Below are 14,839 nucleotides of genomic sequence, written 5' to 3'. Positions count from 1 at the left end.
GATACTGTGGATTGGTTGTTACCTCCTACCGCATAGACGGTTTTTAAAAGGCTCCAACCACAGTCTCTTTGTTTATTTGTTAATCAGTTAGTTACCGCATGACGGTTTATCAAGAAGTAGGTTACGATTGCAAGGAGCCCTGTGGATCTGAAACAGTATCAATACTATTTTAGGGAGGTCCTATATGATCTATGTAGGAATTGATGTCGCTAAAGACAAACACGATTGCATTATCAAAAACTCTGTTGGGGAAGTTGTTTTCAGAACATTCACCATCAAAAACAATCTCGATGGGTTCAATGATCTTTATCAGAAAATAGAATCCGTAATGGAAGATGTATCAAAAGTAAAAGTAGGGCTAGAAGCCACCGGACACTATAGTTACAATCTTCTTGGGTATCTCATTGATAAAGGTTTGCCCACCTTCGTTATCAATCCGTTACATACCAATCTGTACAGAAAAAGTCTAAGCCTTAGACAGACGAAAACGGATAAAGTAGATGCCAGTACGATTGCTTCTATGCTCATGTCAGATGTGAACTTAAAGTCCTACTCTGACACATCGTACCACAACGAGGAACTCAAGTCACTAACCCGCTATCGCTTTGATAAAGTAAAAGAACGGGCAAAGCTTAAAACTTCCATCTCTCGTCTAGTCTGTATCCTTTTCCCTGAATTAGAAAAACTTGTTCCTACTCTGCATATGAATTCTGTTTATTCATTGCTATACGAATTTCCTGGAGCTAAGCAAGTAGCATTCGCTCATCTTACAAGGCTTTCTAATTTACTGTCCGAATCTTCTAAAGGTCATTACGACAAGGATGTTGCAATAACATTTCGAGAAGCAGCAAGAAACTCTATCGGCTCAAATATGTCAGCAAAATCACTTGAATTAAAGCACACCATTAAGCTGATACGTGAGCTTGATTCCGAGATTGATGAAATCGAAGGAAAAATCAAGGCTATCATGGATACCATCAATTCTCCAATTCTTAGCATTCCTGGAATAAGCTATCGTATGGGCGCCATGATCATAGCAGAGATTGGAGATTTCAGCAGATTTGAATCTGCCGATAAAATCCTTGCCTATGCCGGTTTATCACCATCTACATATCAATCCGGGCAATTAGATAACTGTCATCCTCGAATGGAAAAGCGGGGTTCCAGATATCTACGATATGCTCTGTTTAACGCCACTATCTATGTCTGCCATTGGGATCCGACGTTCAACGCCTACCTTGCTAGAAAGCGAGCTGAAGGAAAGCACTATTATGTCGCTATGTCCCATGCAGCTAAGAAGCTCGTAAGACTGATATATCGGCTTGAAAAATCTAATCAGCCATACAATAAAGCCGTTTAACTAATTCCATACAAATCTTCTTTCAAGAGCATCTTGTGCGATGCTCTATTTGTCATGCAGTTTTCAAGGTACTAATTGCGATGAATAAATCACCATCACTATATTTAAAACATTTCTGTCTTAAAACATTTCTATTGACTTTCTTTAATAGTTAGTCTTTTAACTTTGTATACAACGAGAATCCATATTGTCGAAATCAATTATTGTACCGTCAGCAAACTTTATAGTACCTCTGTCAAATGACGACTTGTAATGATGATAACCGTCATACTTATCCTTAAATTCTATATCGTAATAATAACTCGTATATGTTTCATGGGTTTGAAAATCTCTACATTCTCTTTCGTATAGGTCTTGATGAATAATTTCCTTTACTCCAATTCCTAAAATACTTTCTATTTCTCTCATAAGAGTTTCTCCTTTATTATACCAAGAATATATTAACAGTTAATATATTCTTGATTAGATTATATTCGCCATTCTCAAGCACGTCAATGCTTTTAATTATTACTAGTAAAGAGGATAGCTTTATCCATCCTCTAGAATTTCTGCTCTTATATCATCTTCAAGTTCCCTTATGTCCTTGTCCGTGTAACTAAACAGCTCATGTAATATCCAAGAGATCTCCTGCAGATGTCCTGCTTCACAAGAACTTGGCCCCTTATTGTATTCCTCATACTCTTTTGAATACCGCTTATACCGCCCGATTAACTGCTTTTCAAATTTCCTTATCATGTCTGTTCTCCTTTTCCATAAAATCAAATATAGTCGTTTGGTAGAATCCACTATTATTTTCTTTTAGTCTATAACCGATTCTTCTGTATTCGTCGTATACTGGTTTCCATATCAATTCGCATTGCTTTCTCTCTTCAGGGAAATACTTTTCAAGAGTGTCAAGTTCTTCCTGGAGATAAAGTGCGAATGGACATCCCTTGCATCCAGTTCTCACAAAATTGTAAGGTGGATAGTAAATGTCACAGAGCTTTATCTGATATTCCCTTATGAACCAGTCTTCCCAAGCTTTTGTGACAATGCTCATGGGTTGGAACTTATCGGGGATACCATTTGAATCTTTCTTTGCTTTTCCGGAAAACACAAGACATTGTGCATTTTCACGTCTTCCACCCTCGTCACGCATGATACCAACGATAGCAATTGGACGGTTATTTGCCTTGCCCCACTCATCAAGCGGTTCTTCCTTCATCCTTACACAGCACATATCAGATACGTTCAGCCTTTCTTTAAACTCTTCCGTGAACTGATATTGTAAAACCTTTGGGCAAGTTTTATGTTTGCCCCATTTCCCGTCAATATATGCTTGAACGGAAGGGCACATTCCAATACGGTTGTATCTTTCTACTACATGTGCATGAGACTTTGATTTAAAAGGATATCCATCTCTTTCAAGCATTGGCTTTATCGGTACACTTGGCTTTATGATCTTTATCCTGTCATCATTTTCAGCAAGTTTAAGAACATAATCACGCACCATATTAAGTTCTATTCCAGTATTAGCATATACTCTAGGGATCTTGTTGTTTGGCAACGCTAAATCAATCAGTGCTGACAATACAGTAGAATCCTTTCCGCCAGAAAAAGATACGCTAAAGTTATCTTCGCCATATTTGTTTATGGTAGACTCTATCTTTTGAAGCCTATCGATCAGAAGAAATTCTTCCTCTGAAGGGTTTACAAGTTGCTTTAATTCTTCATAAGTTCTTAACATCATCCACACTACACGGAATCTCCCGCATACGTGTGGCAACACTAAATGCTGTTTTCTTTTGGAACCCCGAGATTTTCATTCGGTCATATACCTACCAAAATCTCATTACTTACCTTGTAATCGGTATCTTTGGCACGCCCTCGTCACAGTGCCCGGTCTCCGCAATTCGTAGTTTATATGTTTTACCCTGCTTTTAAGCTGATTTGCATAAGGAACACCCCTTACTCCATCCCATCTGTTTTAAAATATGTGTTGGTTAAACACAAATTCTAAAATGACGCCCGGCAGCACTACAGGAACCCCGTCTACGGGGAATCTGTGTTAATCCTTTCTTATCTCTTTATAACTTGTTTTAATTGTTTCATGTTCTTCATTTGATACTTTAGCATATGTATTAGATTCTTTTATCATGCTTGTACCCATTTGCCTTTCTCATTCTTTTTAACAGCTCCTTTTAATCCAAGGGCTTCACATTCTGCGTAGTCCTTTGACTTCTTAATGACCAGGTTCTCCATGTCATAAACGTTTCTGCAGTTAGGACAGATTTCTAAAGGAAGCCCAACATTCTCTCTTGAATATAAGGCACTTCTTTTTTCTTCGTCCTCAGGATTGTCGAGTCCACAGTAAGGGCATACCGTTCTATACCAAGAAAGTGATTTACTGTAGATCAGAGGTTTCTTTTTCTCTAACTTCATTGTTTTAAAAGATATAGCGAACATAAGCAACTCCTTTCATCCTCTCAGTATTTTCCTCCACTGTTTACACTCTTTCATTTCCTCAGTCATGAACTCTTCAGCTTCTTTTTCTGACAGCTTCTCGCTCTTTAAGCATTCCCATTCAACGTACTTCTCAGTTACCTTTACTGGCACCGCCCATCTACATTTCATGCAAAGTTCCATATAGCTCTCCTTATCCCAAACTAATGTAAACAGTTTTATTTTCTTTTAGTGCATCCTCATAAGCTTCATCAACATCAACAGCCAGAATGTCATAATCATTTCTGTATGTTTCATTGAAGTCCTTGTCGTAAGCAGTAAAGATGATACGTCTTGGCGAGTCGTATCTGCCAAAGTATTCCGCAGCATCTATTGTTTTCCTTGCAGAGTAGAAAGCCTTTCCATTTCTTATCTTTCTGCCACCGGGAAAAACTGTTCCAGCAAAGTTATCATCATCAAGAGTAGGTTCGTGATATTCCTTTGCCCATCCAGTAGCAATTTCATTTCTGCTGAACTCTCTTAATTTCTTAAGATTACGCTCAACATATTCTGTCTGCGTTTTCTTAAGGCTTTCCTTTGTGTAGAACAGTGTCCCGTCAGGATGAACGAGGATCTTCGTCCATATTCTTCTGCCTCTGTCATCAAATGTCCGAGAGTCCGAAATCTCTGCAAACATCATCAGTTTTCCGTTCGGAAACTTTACTACCTCTTTGTTTCTAAGTGAATCGTATCCCATGTTTACCTCCTTTCTACAATGTGTACTCCATATGGGAATATATCTTCGAGTTCCGTTGTTATGTTGTTCCAACCAACTTCGTTTAAGTTCCTGTGTTCTAAAAGGTTTTCAAGGTATGTTGTTGCCTCAAGAATCTTGTCATTGTCTACATCATTTGCTTCATGAATAATAAAATAAATATCAACACCATCCTTGTAAACGTTGATATAAGATCCTGTTGTCATTCGTAATCGTTCCATAACTGTTCTCCTTTTAATCTATTTCCATGATTTCAATCTCGCCTTCACGGAACTCATATATTTCACCTACTGTTGCAAGTTCGCACCAGCTTGCTGCATCTGAGGATATCTCATGATCTCCGTCGGTGACTGCCATCATCTTGTCATAAATCTTGTCGTAGTCATTTGGCTTGAAGCACCAATCCTGAAAGCCATTATCTTCGTAATGATTCTCAGGAGTTCCCTCTGATGTAACATATCTTTTTACTACTGCATATATTCCATCACTCATATCTGATCTCCTTTAAATAATCTCAATGTTGATTTCATCAAACGCTTCAATCAACATGTTCACAAGCCTCTTTGTGTTCTGATAACCGTATTCACTTTTCTTTATACGGATCCGCTGCATCTTGCATGTAGGCTGGTTAAAACTGTTAGTACCATAAGTGTCTGTCCACTTCTTATCCAGCCCAAACATTCTCTTTGCATGAGTTTCATCAGCAAAGAAGTTGTGCATTGAATACATCTGCTTTCCATCTTCCTCATACTCATAGAGCATGATGAGAAAAGCATTTCCCTGATAGAGGTTGTAAGTAACAACCTTGTCATAGTTGAATATCTCAACCTCTCCTACTTTGTTATCCCAATCCCATTGCAACATATTTAATCTCCTTTCTCACAGCTCATCAGCCGTAAACTCGTTTTCCTCGTCATATTCAGTATCAAAGAACTTGCAGAGGAAGTCGCTCATTTCATTTGGCTCTTTGCAGTCTGAATCCGCCTTTTGGCTCTCAATAATTCCCTCGCAGTAGCTCTTGGCTTCATCATAAAGCTCATCAAGGTACTCAACATCAAAACCAGTTTCTTCATGTAAACAATTATCATCACACCAAATCTGAAATCCTACCATAAAAATCTCCTTTCAACTTTTTCAAACTCTTCGATAGGTACTGCACACTCTACAGCATGAACGCTACCATCCAAGTACTTTGTAGGTTTCCCTATTACAATATGATTCCCCGTTTTCTTTCTGACCTTGAAGGTCTTCCCTATCATTAGCTCGTCAGCTCCAATATATCTTGCACAATCACCTTTTCTCATATCTCACCTCACTGTAACTGCTCTAAATTTTCCTTTAGGTATCTGACTGCCTGGACAAAACTACCAAACTGCGGCAAGTCATTCCATAAGAACACTGGATCACTAAGCCTTGCATCAGTGTTATACCAAGGCATGTGTCTAATAATTCTGTTATCTCCCTTGTGTACACTGAACACAGCCTTATCACTGTTAGTTGCGGTATAGCTTAATTTCCCAAAACAATCTCTGCATATTCCCATAGCGTTCTCCTTTAACATATTTCATAGCATTTTATGTTCCCATTTTCATCAAACCTAACGTTCCATAATCCAGCGTAATAATCAACCTCATCCTCTGGACACTCAGCGTTTTCAATGTCAACGTTTTCCTTTTCAAGAACAAGGTTTCTTACCTGCCACCGAGCCTCATCCTTGGCGGTCAGTTCATCACTGCCATAGCCACAATCTTCAGCTCTTTCATAAATTTCATCCCACGTCATGATTTACTCTCCTTTCTGTAACATCGCTTTTCTGTTAAGCGCATTATCATACTTATCATTGGCTTTGTTTGCTTTTTCTGTGAGCGCCTTTTCGACCTCTATGGCAAATCTCTTTTCAAACGTTTCTTTATCCCAAAGGTCAACAAAGTCATATTCATTCTGTTGGGTAAACCAGCATGGTCCTATATACTGTCTTTCAGACTCGGGTTTCCATTCCATGTTATTGGTGATTTCTCTTCCATAATCAGAAGATGTACAACCATGCTTGTCAACATAGCGTAGCATTATGTTAATCGGCTTTGAACTGTTGTCATTAAACTCTATAAACGTTTCTGCCGGATAGCCTAAGCACTTGACATTTGGTATATCTATCTTTACCACTATTCTTCTGTGAAGGTCTTTTATAACATCATAGCAATCAAAAAGATAGTCACGAATAGTAACGAACTTAGAAACTCTTTCTTCTTGGTTCTTTTGCTTAATGGTTTCTGTTTCTTTGTTTAAGTTCTTTATAACCTCGCTTGTTTCAGCAACAAGTGATTTTAATCTCTCCAAATTCTCATTCATGTTCTCATCTCCTTTAATTAACATCTCTGATGCCACTTCTCATTTCCTTGTAGCTCTTCTCCCAATCCCTGCCATAACAATCCATGAACCTAGACTTGATGAAGTCTTCTCTTAAGTCCTTATCAAGTGGCTCTCCGTTAATGCAAGTAGGATCCACGACCGGAATTTCCATTATTGCATGGATATATGGCTCTCTATCGAGGTCACTATCAGTCTTTAACTCATGTTCCCAAAATCTTACACACCCTCTAAAGTGATGGTCTAATACTGCATACTGTTCTTCTCTAGTCATATCAGTTCTCCTTTGTTCCGTACTTCTCAATCAGTTCTTCCCTGAACACTTCATTAGTAAAATTAAGGAAATCATCAGTGTATCTGTCTGTACCGTAGTACTTATACTCAAACTCCCTAGCCATTTCCGTGAATATACAGAGAAGTTCCATTTCATCACAATCAATGGATATATCTCCTGTGTATCTAAGAAAATCAGCGGTGTCCTGTATTCTCATTGCAGTTTCCATTAGTGCTGTCTGCTGAAAATAAGCAGGTTGCTCAAGGAATCTTTCCTTTGGACTTCGCCAATCATAAGTAGGCAGATCATCAATCTCTTCTCCATCTCTATCGAAACGTATCAAGGTAATATCATTTTGCTTTGCGTACTTGAACACCTCATCCAAGTCGTTTGGCAGATGATGCTCCTCATCCGGAATGACAACAAACATTCCCTCTTCGTAGTCATATGCGTGAACACTAGGAATGTTCCCTATGACCAAGTTGTCAACCGTGTCCTGTGTTAAGTGTGATGTGCAAACATCCATATACTTTCCGATCATGATTTATTCTCCTTTGCTACAACAATAAAGTTGTGATGAAATATATCCTCGCTCTTACTATATATGTCCACCGGTATCATTCTCTTTTTCGTTTTGAGGTTTACTCCTTCATGAACTGAAAAGGAATACTTATACCCCTCAGCAATGGCATCAGACCTTAAATAAGGTCTGTCTGCCACAGTGATAATTCCTCTTTCTGTTTGTATCTGATGTGTTCCTGCCATAGTGATCTCCTTTACATTTGAACTCTTCTCAACTCACTATCCTCAAGACCTATGCCATCAAGCAGCCAGTTCAGAAGTGTATACGTGTTTTCCGCATTGTTTGTTTTTGAAACATAATCAATAATGTTTCTTACAAGTGATCTTGAAGTGCCATCTAAAGTGAAGTTCTCTATAATGTAATCGTAGAACTCGTCTGCATTCATTGTTGGAGCTTCTTCGCTTTCTTTAGTTTCTTCATAGTGCCCCATGCCATCAATGATCTTTCCGTCCTTGCAAAGACAATCCCTTGAGCCGTAATTAAGAACGCCTAAAGCTCCATCAGGAATAGTCATCTTTATTGGCTTGCTATCTGTTTTAATAACCAAATCCTTTCCAGAATTGTTGTAAATGTATGTATAGTCTGAAAGGTTAGGCATGCCCCAAAAATGCCACGTCCTCACATCTTTGAACGTAGGCGTCTTTTCCATTGCTCGTGGATCGAAATGGTCATTGCCTTTCAGATCAGGGCGCTCGTTATCAATCCACTCAATGGCTTTCTTATTACTTATAGCTATTGCCCCATAACCAACCGAGTAACAATCATTTCCCTCTTCGTACTTATAGTGCTGGTTAATCTTTGCAAGTACACCCTTGAAATCATCAAGGCTCTTAAGTCCTTGCATTAGTTCGATAACCTCATCGCCAATTCCTTCAGGATTTTCCGGAGTTCCGTGGTACATATCTCCATTAAATTCTGTTGAACTCCATACCTTGTCATCTGATTCATAATAAAAAAGTGTTCCTCTTGTCATGTCCTTTTCTCCTTAAAAAATATAATTAGTGTGGATTTTAAATCCGTTCTTTCTTACCTGCGTAATCTCTTTGCCAATGTTCATATTTGTGTAGCTGTCATTCTCATAGACATGCCATATCTCACCTTCCTTGATGAGGTACTTACGTTTGTTTAATATATCCACAACGTCATTAGCTCTGCCGTTTGGAACGGCTATCATACTTGATCTTTTGTAAAGGAACTCTTTTCCTTTAACTGCTATAGCTACAAAATTGTCCTGCATATTTTTCTCCTTTAAGGTTGGATGCAATCGTAGACTGTATCTACTTCCTCGCACCATTCACATTTAACTTCTTCATCGGGTTCAAAATCTCTGAACTCACTTCCTACGTAAATCTTTTCGCCTCTGCTCTTTATAGCAGCTATGCATTGCTGACATAACAACATATTGATCACCTCACTCAGCTTCTTCGTAATCCATTCCATGTTCCTCTGTTACAACCATTTCCCCATGATCATTTTCTGCGGCAATAAAGTAATTATCTTCATACTCTGCCTCAAACTTAATCTTTTTGTCGGGGAACATTGCACATATCTTCTTAAATATTGGGAATGGAGCAGCCCAAGCCGTAGTGAACTGTATCTCGTCCTCTCCAATATTTACCTCAAAGGCATCCCATTTCGTTCCCCATTTCTCGTTGTGGTAGTCATACCAATTATGGAATCCGTATTTCTGTTGAAGATTGAAATATTCCTCTCCGGTTATCTCTCTGATAACCTTTGCATCCTCACCAAATCCATCCTTAACAACATCAACCGTCCTGCCGTTGAGTCTAGCTTTAAGAGCTGCAATGTTCTCTTTTTTAGGCTTGCTCAAGTCTATACAACATGTGCTAAAACCCTTAAATAGTTCCTGCGCTTTTTCTCTAACGTCTTTGTACTTGAAATGTTCAAGAATGTAGAGGCTAACAAGCTCATCAACGTAACCGCCTGCCGTGGTATTCTCAAGTTCCTCTGGCACAGGAACAAATGTGTTAAAGGAGAACTCTCCCTTGGTATTCAGAATTGCTTTGATAACTTCTTTATCTGCTTTAATGCTATTCCATGTATAATTTGGCATATCTTATCTCCTTTCAATCTCTCAAATAAGTCCATGTATTTAACTTGGACAGTCCGTATCTCTTGAGGTAAGTGTTAAGCCTTTTAATAAACTGTGCTTTCACTTCCTCGTAACCGGCTACAAGGTTCTGTATCTCGTTTTCCGTAAGAACCGTTAAGTCAGGACGTTCTTCCCAAGAATTAAACGCTTCAATGGAAACAAGGTGCGGATTTGTCTGTCCGTTGTACTTGATACGCTTTCCCCATCCCCATTTATTGCTCTGCAAATCCTCAATCCATCTGTTGAGTGGTTCAAGGTTTGCGTTTATGAAGTAGCTTGGATCTGTTCTAGCGTGGTGTTCCATTTCAAATGCACGCTTTTCATCATCGTCGTTACTTCTGAGGTACATTCCGTAGCCGAAACAGAAACTTGTTTCTATGCTTGGCTTTTCAATGACATAGATGTCATCATGGTCAAGAGGTACAATCAAGCCTATCTGCTTCATGTCGAAGTCAATCATCCTCTGTGATGACCAACATCCTTTCAAGATCTCTTCGTACCGATTTCTGAGGAGCTTCTGCTCCTCGCTAAGTTTTACTGCCATAACTTATCTCCTTTCATTAGTGATACTTGAATATTACCGACTCGCCTTTCTTTAAATTCCAACAGCCACTTCCCTCATAAGCGCACTTGCTGCAATTCCCTTTGCAGTAGTATGCTCCATACTCAGGAGCTGTTGTTTCACCGTTCTCATAAAGTACATGGCTCTCTGGAAGTTGATTGGGATTGTCTATCTCCATCCCTTTCCATGCACTCATGATTGGATGGACATTAGAAGGGAATGAGCCCTTTTTAAGAAACTTGTTTATTCCACTATAGTTCTTGGTAAAGAACAATATGTGGCACTTGGGATTATTTTCTGCAAGTGCTGATACCCAATAGAAATCATCGTCATTAAGGTCACCGCCTACATTAAGTCTTAAGTACTCAACAAAGTTTGCTTGAATTTGCAAGCCAATCTCGCTCCAAAACCTCCGAGGATCTTTCTCATGAATAACTGAGTTTCTTGCACGGTCTTCCTTTACTGTCTTATAAATCATGTCTGACTTAACGTCATAACAATCTCTTGAGCACTGCTTACAGTTTGCACAATCAATAACCGGAAGTAGTGACACCGTGTAACAGTTGGCCCCGGTCTTTGAATTGCCTCTCTGAAGCTTCACATGAAGGCTATCAACATCTCTTTTTGCCATCTCTTTTCTGACATTCCGAATATCGTTAAGCCTCTTTTTGTAAGCCTCTTTTGATAATTGCTTTTTCATTTTATTTTTCCCTTTCTTGTAATACAAAAGGGAGTCACTTGATGACTCCCTTAAGAAACCTGAAATCTCATATTATCTGTAGGTACTTGATAGGTCTTGTAAAGGTTTTTGTTTTCCTCGGAAAATCTCTTGGCATCAAATCGAGAACCAAGTACGTGCTTGTAGCTTGCCTTGCCTGCATCAACCTCAATAACTTCAAGTTTTTTATTTTCCATGTGTTTGATAAGCTTTTCTTTGAGATGGTCCATCTCTCGTTCAACTGACTTGATCATCAGCTGATAGTCTTTATACTCTTGTATAGTTTTGTTAATTTCTTTTTGTGTCATGGCGTTTTCTCCTTTAATCCATTTTCCTTGATAAGCCTACGTGCAATCATTCTGTTTAATTTCTTGCCGTGGTACGGTACGCTGATTGTGTTTACATCGTTAGTGAATATGCAATGATCGCCAGAACAGCGGTCAAATACATATCCGTTTCGCCGTAACAGTGTGCGAAAATCTCTGTACGAGTATTCTTTTGCCATATGCCCTCCTTTCTTTAGAAACCGTAATAAGCATCATCTATGCCACTCATGTCATATTCCGGTTCTTTTTCCTCTTCCTCTTCTACTTCAATTCCAAAGTACTTATACTCCTCTACTTCCATGTCACACTCGTTTTCAAACCACTCCATAGCATAGTCTTCATCAACCTCTAAAAGTCCGTCTTTGAAGCGTGTAGCAAGCTCTGACAGTCTTGAATAAGTGATGGCATATCCTCTGTTAAAGTAATCAAGTGCTCCCTGAAGCGTTCTGTATCCAAAATAACTGCCACCGTCCCATTGTTTTCCGTCAAAGTTGCTGCATACTACATATTCATATACTTCTCCGACCTTGAAATTTGTCGTAATGTAGCCGTCGTGCAACGAGTCCTCGTCCACGATCCTTGCCAGTAGATAACGACTACCTCTTTTCATCAGCTGAATTATCTGCATATCATACCTGCCTTTCTAGAATTCCCGGAACATCTTTCCAAGGGATTTCCTTTACTATTTTAATTTTGTTTGTACAACAAGCATCACCGCTCTCACTTATCTTTCCATAAGCATCAACTAAAGCTATGCGGTTATGTACCTCAATTCCGTAGTAGCTAAAGCAGTTCATGAGGTTCTTGCAGAAATGGAAGCCACAACGTCTTGCTTGTGGCTCCCTTTCATCCTCATAAGACTTTCCGACCTCGTACTGGAATACTCCGTCACCTCTAACCGCCTGCCATGTTGGAGTAAATAACTTATACCCAATCATTACGCTGTTCTCCTTAACTCGTTCATGATGTTCAGCTGATTTAACTTAGCAGCCAAAGCATCAGCGAACTGAACAATCTTGTTATCTGTAACAGTAACGTTCTTGTCGAACCTAAGCTGTCTTACCTCTCCGTGTCTGTATTCCATAGCTATGTAAGCATGAGTCGGATCGTTTAGCTTGCGGATAAAGAATATAAGGCACTGCTTGTCTGCGATTTCCTTTGCGTAGTTCTTCAGACAGTTGTGGAGCTTAATGCCCTCATCTGTCAGCTCTCCTACAGACTCCGGAACAATTACCTTAAGACCGTCAGAACCTTTCATCCAACGCTTCAACTCTTCATTTTCCCTAAGGGCCTTGGAAATGTTATTGACGATACTGTCGATGCGAGCCTCTTCAAGAATGATTTCCTTCTTAGTCATATTTCTTCTGCGCTCGTTTCTCTCTCTAAGTTCTTGCTGTACCCTCTCGTCTTCCTTGCGGAAGTTGGTAGGATAGCAGTACTGGCTGTCAAGCGGATAACCAAGTTTGTCGAGAGTATTAAGATAATCTCTGTAATCTCTGACAAAGTTGATAAGTTTCTTTTCTTCCGATGCCTTGCGAACATACTTGAGAGTCTTTCCGTAGTGCAGATTGTAGCTTGTAACCAGCTCTGAAAGTTCACTTGAGAAGTCAAGTAGCTTTGCGGTTTCAAACTCTTTTTCTGTTACGTTAGGGTTCGCTTTCAAGAACTTAAGCACTCTGATAGATTGGTTCTTTTTGAGGTACTTATATGTGTTTCTGTTAAGCCCAAGAGCTTTGATAAGCTCTGTCTGTGTGTCATCGTAAGGGACATCATAATAATGCGAATAAGAACCAAGATCCTCTGCAATAAGACCATAAAGATTTGCCTTTGTAAGCTTTTCATACATAACAGACTTTTGGCTTGCGTTAATAACAACAGATGAAACATACCATCTGGAGAACATTGCCTTGTTGAACTTGATATACTTAAGATTATCTATCTTGTTAAATCTCTTCATGGTGTGTGGGTATAACTCTCCTTGCAAACAGCAGAAGCGTCTGTATGTATATCCCATGCCTGTTTCCCTAAAGTAATCAGAGGCAGAATATTCCCATTGTTTTTTGTTCCATGAAAATTCAAGGGTGTATTCTTTTTTGTTCTTAAAGTCTAAAATGTATCTTGCCCTCTCTCCATATTCCGGTTCTGTATCTGCCTTATAAACCAAGACATATCTGAGCATAAGCGTGTGGTCATTGAGAACCTCAGGGAATACATACCAATCAACCGTGTCCTCAATGCCCGAAAATCGATTAGAATGTCTTCTCCATACATGGAGTGATTTCATCTTGGCCTTGCAATTAGGGCACTCAATGGTCTGAAGATGTTTTGTCTTGGGTAGCATTACCTTTGACTCACATTTTGTACACCAGCCGTTGCCATTATGATCTACATATATATGCCTTGCTGATGCCTTTAAGGCCCAATCAAGATACTTCTGTTCAATTGGCTTATAAGCTTCGCCATACTCGGCAAGCATGGCTTTCATAGCTTTGTTTATGTACATATCTGCTCCTTTCAGAAACTGAGTCTGAGTTGTCCTGTTTCTTCTTCCTCAATTTCAGCTTCGTTTTCTGTTTTCTCATCAAGATCCAGACTCATAAGAACCGGTTCCGTTTCCTTTTCTTCTGCCTTAACTTCCTTAGCTATCTTGTTGACTTCCTTGGTAAGCTTCTTGGCTACTTCTTTCTTTTCCTCGGGCTTGATAATCTCAAGCATGTTGTAGTAGTCATAAGCAAGGTCAAGAGCTTTTTCCTTTGTAAGCATGCCTTTTGTCTTGCCAATCATAATGCAATAACCCTCGGCAGCAGCTTTAATCATATACTCCATAAAGCCAAGATATGTCTTTTCCTTAAGGCATACGTTGTTCCGAAAGTCTGCGTCTTCCTTACACTTCTTAAGTATTCCTTTAATGACGAACTGATTGTCCTCATCTGTGAAGCCCTTGGTTTCTGCGAGGATTTTCTTTTCGCATTCCTCGTAGGTATGTGACTCGTTAGACTTTGCAAGCGGTTTGAACTCCGGTTTCTTCCCTGGAAATGCAACAATCTTTTCAGGTTCTTTCTTAACCTCTTTTGCTTTAGCTACCGTTGTTGTGGCGCTTTTGGTTGTCTTTGGAGTTACTTTCTTTTCAGCTTTCTCTACTCGTTTCTTTTCGTCAAAGCTCTTGATCTTTCTTTTACAAGCATCAATTCTTGTCTGATGATGACCGTCTGCGTTCATCTTCATGATCTGAATTGCAAGCTGAAGCTGTGCCTTTGTTGCCTGCTCAAGTGCTGATGTATAGTTGCAATCTCCCGCAGGAAGACTGCATAAGCTATCAACTACTCCCATACTGTTCTCC

Annotated in this window: 30 protein-coding genes; 1 reads left to right on the top strand and 29 read right to left on the bottom strand. The window is 39.3% G+C overall.

Translation table 11 applies throughout. The annotated features are described in order from the left end of the window. The first annotated feature begins 184 nt into the window (after positions 1-184). Positions 185-1,360 carry an IS110 family RNA-guided transposase gene (locus tag BM377_RS01545; RefSeq protein ID WP_092242689.1) on the top strand — a complete coding sequence of 392 codons (1,176 nt, stop codon included), beginning with the start codon at positions 185-187 and terminating at the stop codon, positions 1,358-1,360. A gap of 159 nt (positions 1,361-1,519) precedes the next feature. Here the strand turns inward: BM377_RS01545 and BM377_RS01540 are convergent, their stop codons facing one another. From BM377_RS01540 to BM377_RS01410, 29 genes are all read right to left on the bottom strand, one after another. Next, a complete protein-coding gene (locus tag BM377_RS01540; RefSeq protein WP_092242684.1) occupies positions 1,520-1,768 on the bottom strand; it encodes a hypothetical protein in 249 nt (82 codons plus the stop codon). 120 nt (positions 1,769-1,888) lie between these two features. Next, positions 1,889-2,095, bottom strand: coding sequence for a hypothetical protein (locus tag BM377_RS01535; protein ID WP_092242681.1), 207 nt, complete (start codon positions 2,093-2,095; stop codon positions 1,889-1,891). Next, positions 2,079-3,089 carry a phosphoadenosine phosphosulfate reductase domain-containing protein gene (locus BM377_RS01530; RefSeq protein WP_092242679.1) on the bottom strand — a complete coding sequence of 337 codons (1,011 nt, stop codon included), beginning with the start codon at positions 3,087-3,089 and terminating at the stop codon, positions 2,079-2,081. The genes BM377_RS01535 and BM377_RS01530 overlap by 17 nt, the downstream gene beginning before the upstream one ends. A gap of 404 nt (positions 3,090-3,493) precedes the next feature. Continuing rightward, positions 3,494-3,805, bottom strand: coding sequence for a hypothetical protein (locus BM377_RS01525; protein WP_092242676.1), 312 nt, complete (start codon positions 3,803-3,805; stop codon positions 3,494-3,496). Between the two features lie 12 nt (positions 3,806-3,817). Continuing rightward, a complete protein-coding gene (locus BM377_RS16245) occupies positions 3,818-3,985 on the bottom strand; it encodes a hypothetical protein (RefSeq protein WP_177223763.1) in 168 nt (55 codons plus the stop codon). Positions 3,986-3,995: 10 nt separating this feature from the next. Next, positions 3,996-4,538 (bottom strand): hypothetical protein, encoded by a 543-nt coding sequence (locus tag BM377_RS01520; RefSeq protein WP_092242674.1) that lies wholly within the window; start codon positions 4,536-4,538, stop codon positions 3,996-3,998. 2 nt (positions 4,539-4,540) lie between these two features. Then, a complete protein-coding gene (locus BM377_RS01515; protein WP_143104447.1) occupies positions 4,541-4,777 on the bottom strand; it encodes a hypothetical protein in 237 nt (78 codons plus the stop codon). A gap of 13 nt (positions 4,778-4,790) precedes the next feature. After that, entirely contained in the window at positions 4,791-5,048 is a 258-nt protein-coding gene (locus BM377_RS01510) for a hypothetical protein (RefSeq protein WP_092242669.1), read from the bottom strand. 12 nt (positions 5,049-5,060) lie between these two features. After that, positions 5,061-5,420: a hypothetical protein gene (locus BM377_RS01505; protein WP_092242667.1), complete on the bottom strand. Its 360-nt coding sequence runs from the start codon at positions 5,418-5,420 to the stop codon at positions 5,061-5,063. 15 nt (positions 5,421-5,435) lie between these two features. Beyond that, positions 5,436-5,669, bottom strand: coding sequence for a hypothetical protein (locus BM377_RS01500; protein WP_092242665.1), 234 nt, complete (start codon positions 5,667-5,669; stop codon positions 5,436-5,438). Further along, positions 5,663-5,860 (bottom strand): hypothetical protein, encoded by a 198-nt coding sequence (locus BM377_RS01495; RefSeq protein WP_092242663.1) that lies wholly within the window; start codon positions 5,858-5,860, stop codon positions 5,663-5,665. Before BM377_RS01495 ends, BM377_RS01500 begins: the two co-directional genes overlap by 7 nt. 8 nt (positions 5,861-5,868) lie before the next feature. Then, positions 5,869-6,099, bottom strand: coding sequence for a hypothetical protein (locus BM377_RS01490; RefSeq protein ID WP_092242660.1), 231 nt, complete (start codon positions 6,097-6,099; stop codon positions 5,869-5,871). A gap of 11 nt (positions 6,100-6,110) precedes the next feature. Then, positions 6,111-6,338: a hypothetical protein gene (locus tag BM377_RS01485; RefSeq protein ID WP_092242657.1), complete on the bottom strand. Its 228-nt coding sequence runs from the start codon at positions 6,336-6,338 to the stop codon at positions 6,111-6,113. A 3-nt stretch (positions 6,339-6,341) separates the two neighbouring features. Then, complete coding sequence (locus tag BM377_RS01480) at positions 6,342-6,905, bottom strand: hypothetical protein (RefSeq protein WP_143104446.1); 564 nt, start codon at positions 6,903-6,905, stop codon at positions 6,342-6,344. A gap of 13 nt (positions 6,906-6,918) precedes the next feature. Continuing rightward, a complete protein-coding gene (locus tag BM377_RS01475) occupies positions 6,919-7,197 on the bottom strand; it encodes a hypothetical protein (protein WP_092242651.1) in 279 nt (92 codons plus the stop codon). Position 7,198: 1 nt separating this feature from the next. Next, the gene (locus BM377_RS01470; RefSeq protein WP_092242648.1) at positions 7,199-7,738 is read right to left on the bottom strand and encodes a DUF5983 family protein; all 540 of its coding nucleotides are present in this window, start codon (positions 7,736-7,738) and stop codon (positions 7,199-7,201) included. Continuing rightward, positions 7,735-7,962, bottom strand: coding sequence for a hypothetical protein (locus BM377_RS01465; protein ID WP_092242645.1), 228 nt, complete (start codon positions 7,960-7,962; stop codon positions 7,735-7,737). The genes BM377_RS01470 and BM377_RS01465 overlap by 4 nt, the downstream gene beginning before the upstream one ends. An 11-nt stretch (positions 7,963-7,973) precedes the next feature. Next, positions 7,974-8,753 (bottom strand): hypothetical protein, encoded by a 780-nt coding sequence (locus tag BM377_RS01460; protein WP_092242642.1) that lies wholly within the window; start codon positions 8,751-8,753, stop codon positions 7,974-7,976. Between the two features lie 12 nt (positions 8,754-8,765). Next, positions 8,766-9,017, bottom strand: a complete 252-nt coding sequence (locus BM377_RS01455; RefSeq protein ID WP_092242639.1) for a hypothetical protein — start codon at positions 9,015-9,017, stop codon at positions 8,766-8,768. An 11-nt stretch (positions 9,018-9,028) separates the two neighbouring features. Continuing rightward, the gene (locus BM377_RS16240) at positions 9,029-9,181 is read right to left on the bottom strand and encodes a hypothetical protein (protein WP_177223762.1); all 153 of its coding nucleotides are present in this window, start codon (positions 9,179-9,181) and stop codon (positions 9,029-9,031) included. 10 nt (positions 9,182-9,191) lie between these two features. Beyond that, positions 9,192-9,854, bottom strand: a complete 663-nt coding sequence (locus BM377_RS01450) for a DUF1281 family ferredoxin-like fold protein (protein ID WP_092242637.1) — start codon at positions 9,852-9,854, stop codon at positions 9,192-9,194. 13 nt (positions 9,855-9,867) lie between these two features. Beyond that, positions 9,868-10,437, bottom strand: a complete 570-nt coding sequence (locus tag BM377_RS01445) for a hypothetical protein (RefSeq protein WP_092242634.1) — start codon at positions 10,435-10,437, stop codon at positions 9,868-9,870. 16 nt (positions 10,438-10,453) lie between these two features. Further along, complete coding sequence (locus tag BM377_RS01440; RefSeq protein WP_092242633.1) at positions 10,454-11,155, bottom strand: GP88 family protein; 702 nt, start codon at positions 11,153-11,155, stop codon at positions 10,454-10,456. Between the two features lie 50 nt (positions 11,156-11,205). Further along, entirely contained in the window at positions 11,206-11,481 is a 276-nt protein-coding gene (locus BM377_RS01435) for a hypothetical protein (protein WP_092242632.1), read from the bottom strand. Further along, complete coding sequence (locus BM377_RS16760) at positions 11,478-11,678, bottom strand: type II toxin-antitoxin system HicA family toxin (protein WP_092242629.1); 201 nt, start codon at positions 11,676-11,678, stop codon at positions 11,478-11,480. Before BM377_RS16760 ends, BM377_RS01435 begins: the two co-directional genes overlap by 4 nt. Before the next feature lie 14 nt (positions 11,679-11,692). Further along, the gene (locus tag BM377_RS01425; RefSeq protein ID WP_092242621.1) at positions 11,693-12,127 is read right to left on the bottom strand and encodes a hypothetical protein; all 435 of its coding nucleotides are present in this window, start codon (positions 12,125-12,127) and stop codon (positions 11,693-11,695) included. Position 12,128: 1 nt separating this feature from the next. Further along, positions 12,129-12,437: a DUF7666 domain-containing protein gene (locus BM377_RS01420; RefSeq protein WP_092242620.1), complete on the bottom strand. Its 309-nt coding sequence runs from the start codon at positions 12,435-12,437 to the stop codon at positions 12,129-12,131. Further along, complete coding sequence (locus BM377_RS01415) at positions 12,437-14,002, bottom strand: PcfJ domain-containing protein (RefSeq protein ID WP_092242619.1); 1,566 nt, start codon at positions 14,000-14,002, stop codon at positions 12,437-12,439. The genes BM377_RS01420 and BM377_RS01415 overlap by 1 nt, the downstream gene beginning before the upstream one ends. An 11-nt stretch (positions 14,003-14,013) precedes the next feature. Beyond that, positions 14,014-14,829 carry a hypothetical protein gene (locus tag BM377_RS01410; protein WP_092242617.1) on the bottom strand — a complete coding sequence of 272 codons (816 nt, stop codon included), beginning with the start codon at positions 14,827-14,829 and terminating at the stop codon, positions 14,014-14,016. Between the last annotated feature and the right edge of the window lie 10 nt (positions 14,830-14,839).

Source organism: Butyrivibrio sp. INlla21 (assembly GCF_900116875.1).
In the GTDB taxonomy this organism is placed as follows: Bacteria; Bacillota; Clostridia; order Lachnospirales; family Lachnospiraceae; genus Butyrivibrio.
Note: the sequence above shows the minus strand (reverse complement) of the source record. Positions and strands in the feature narration are given on the sequence as shown.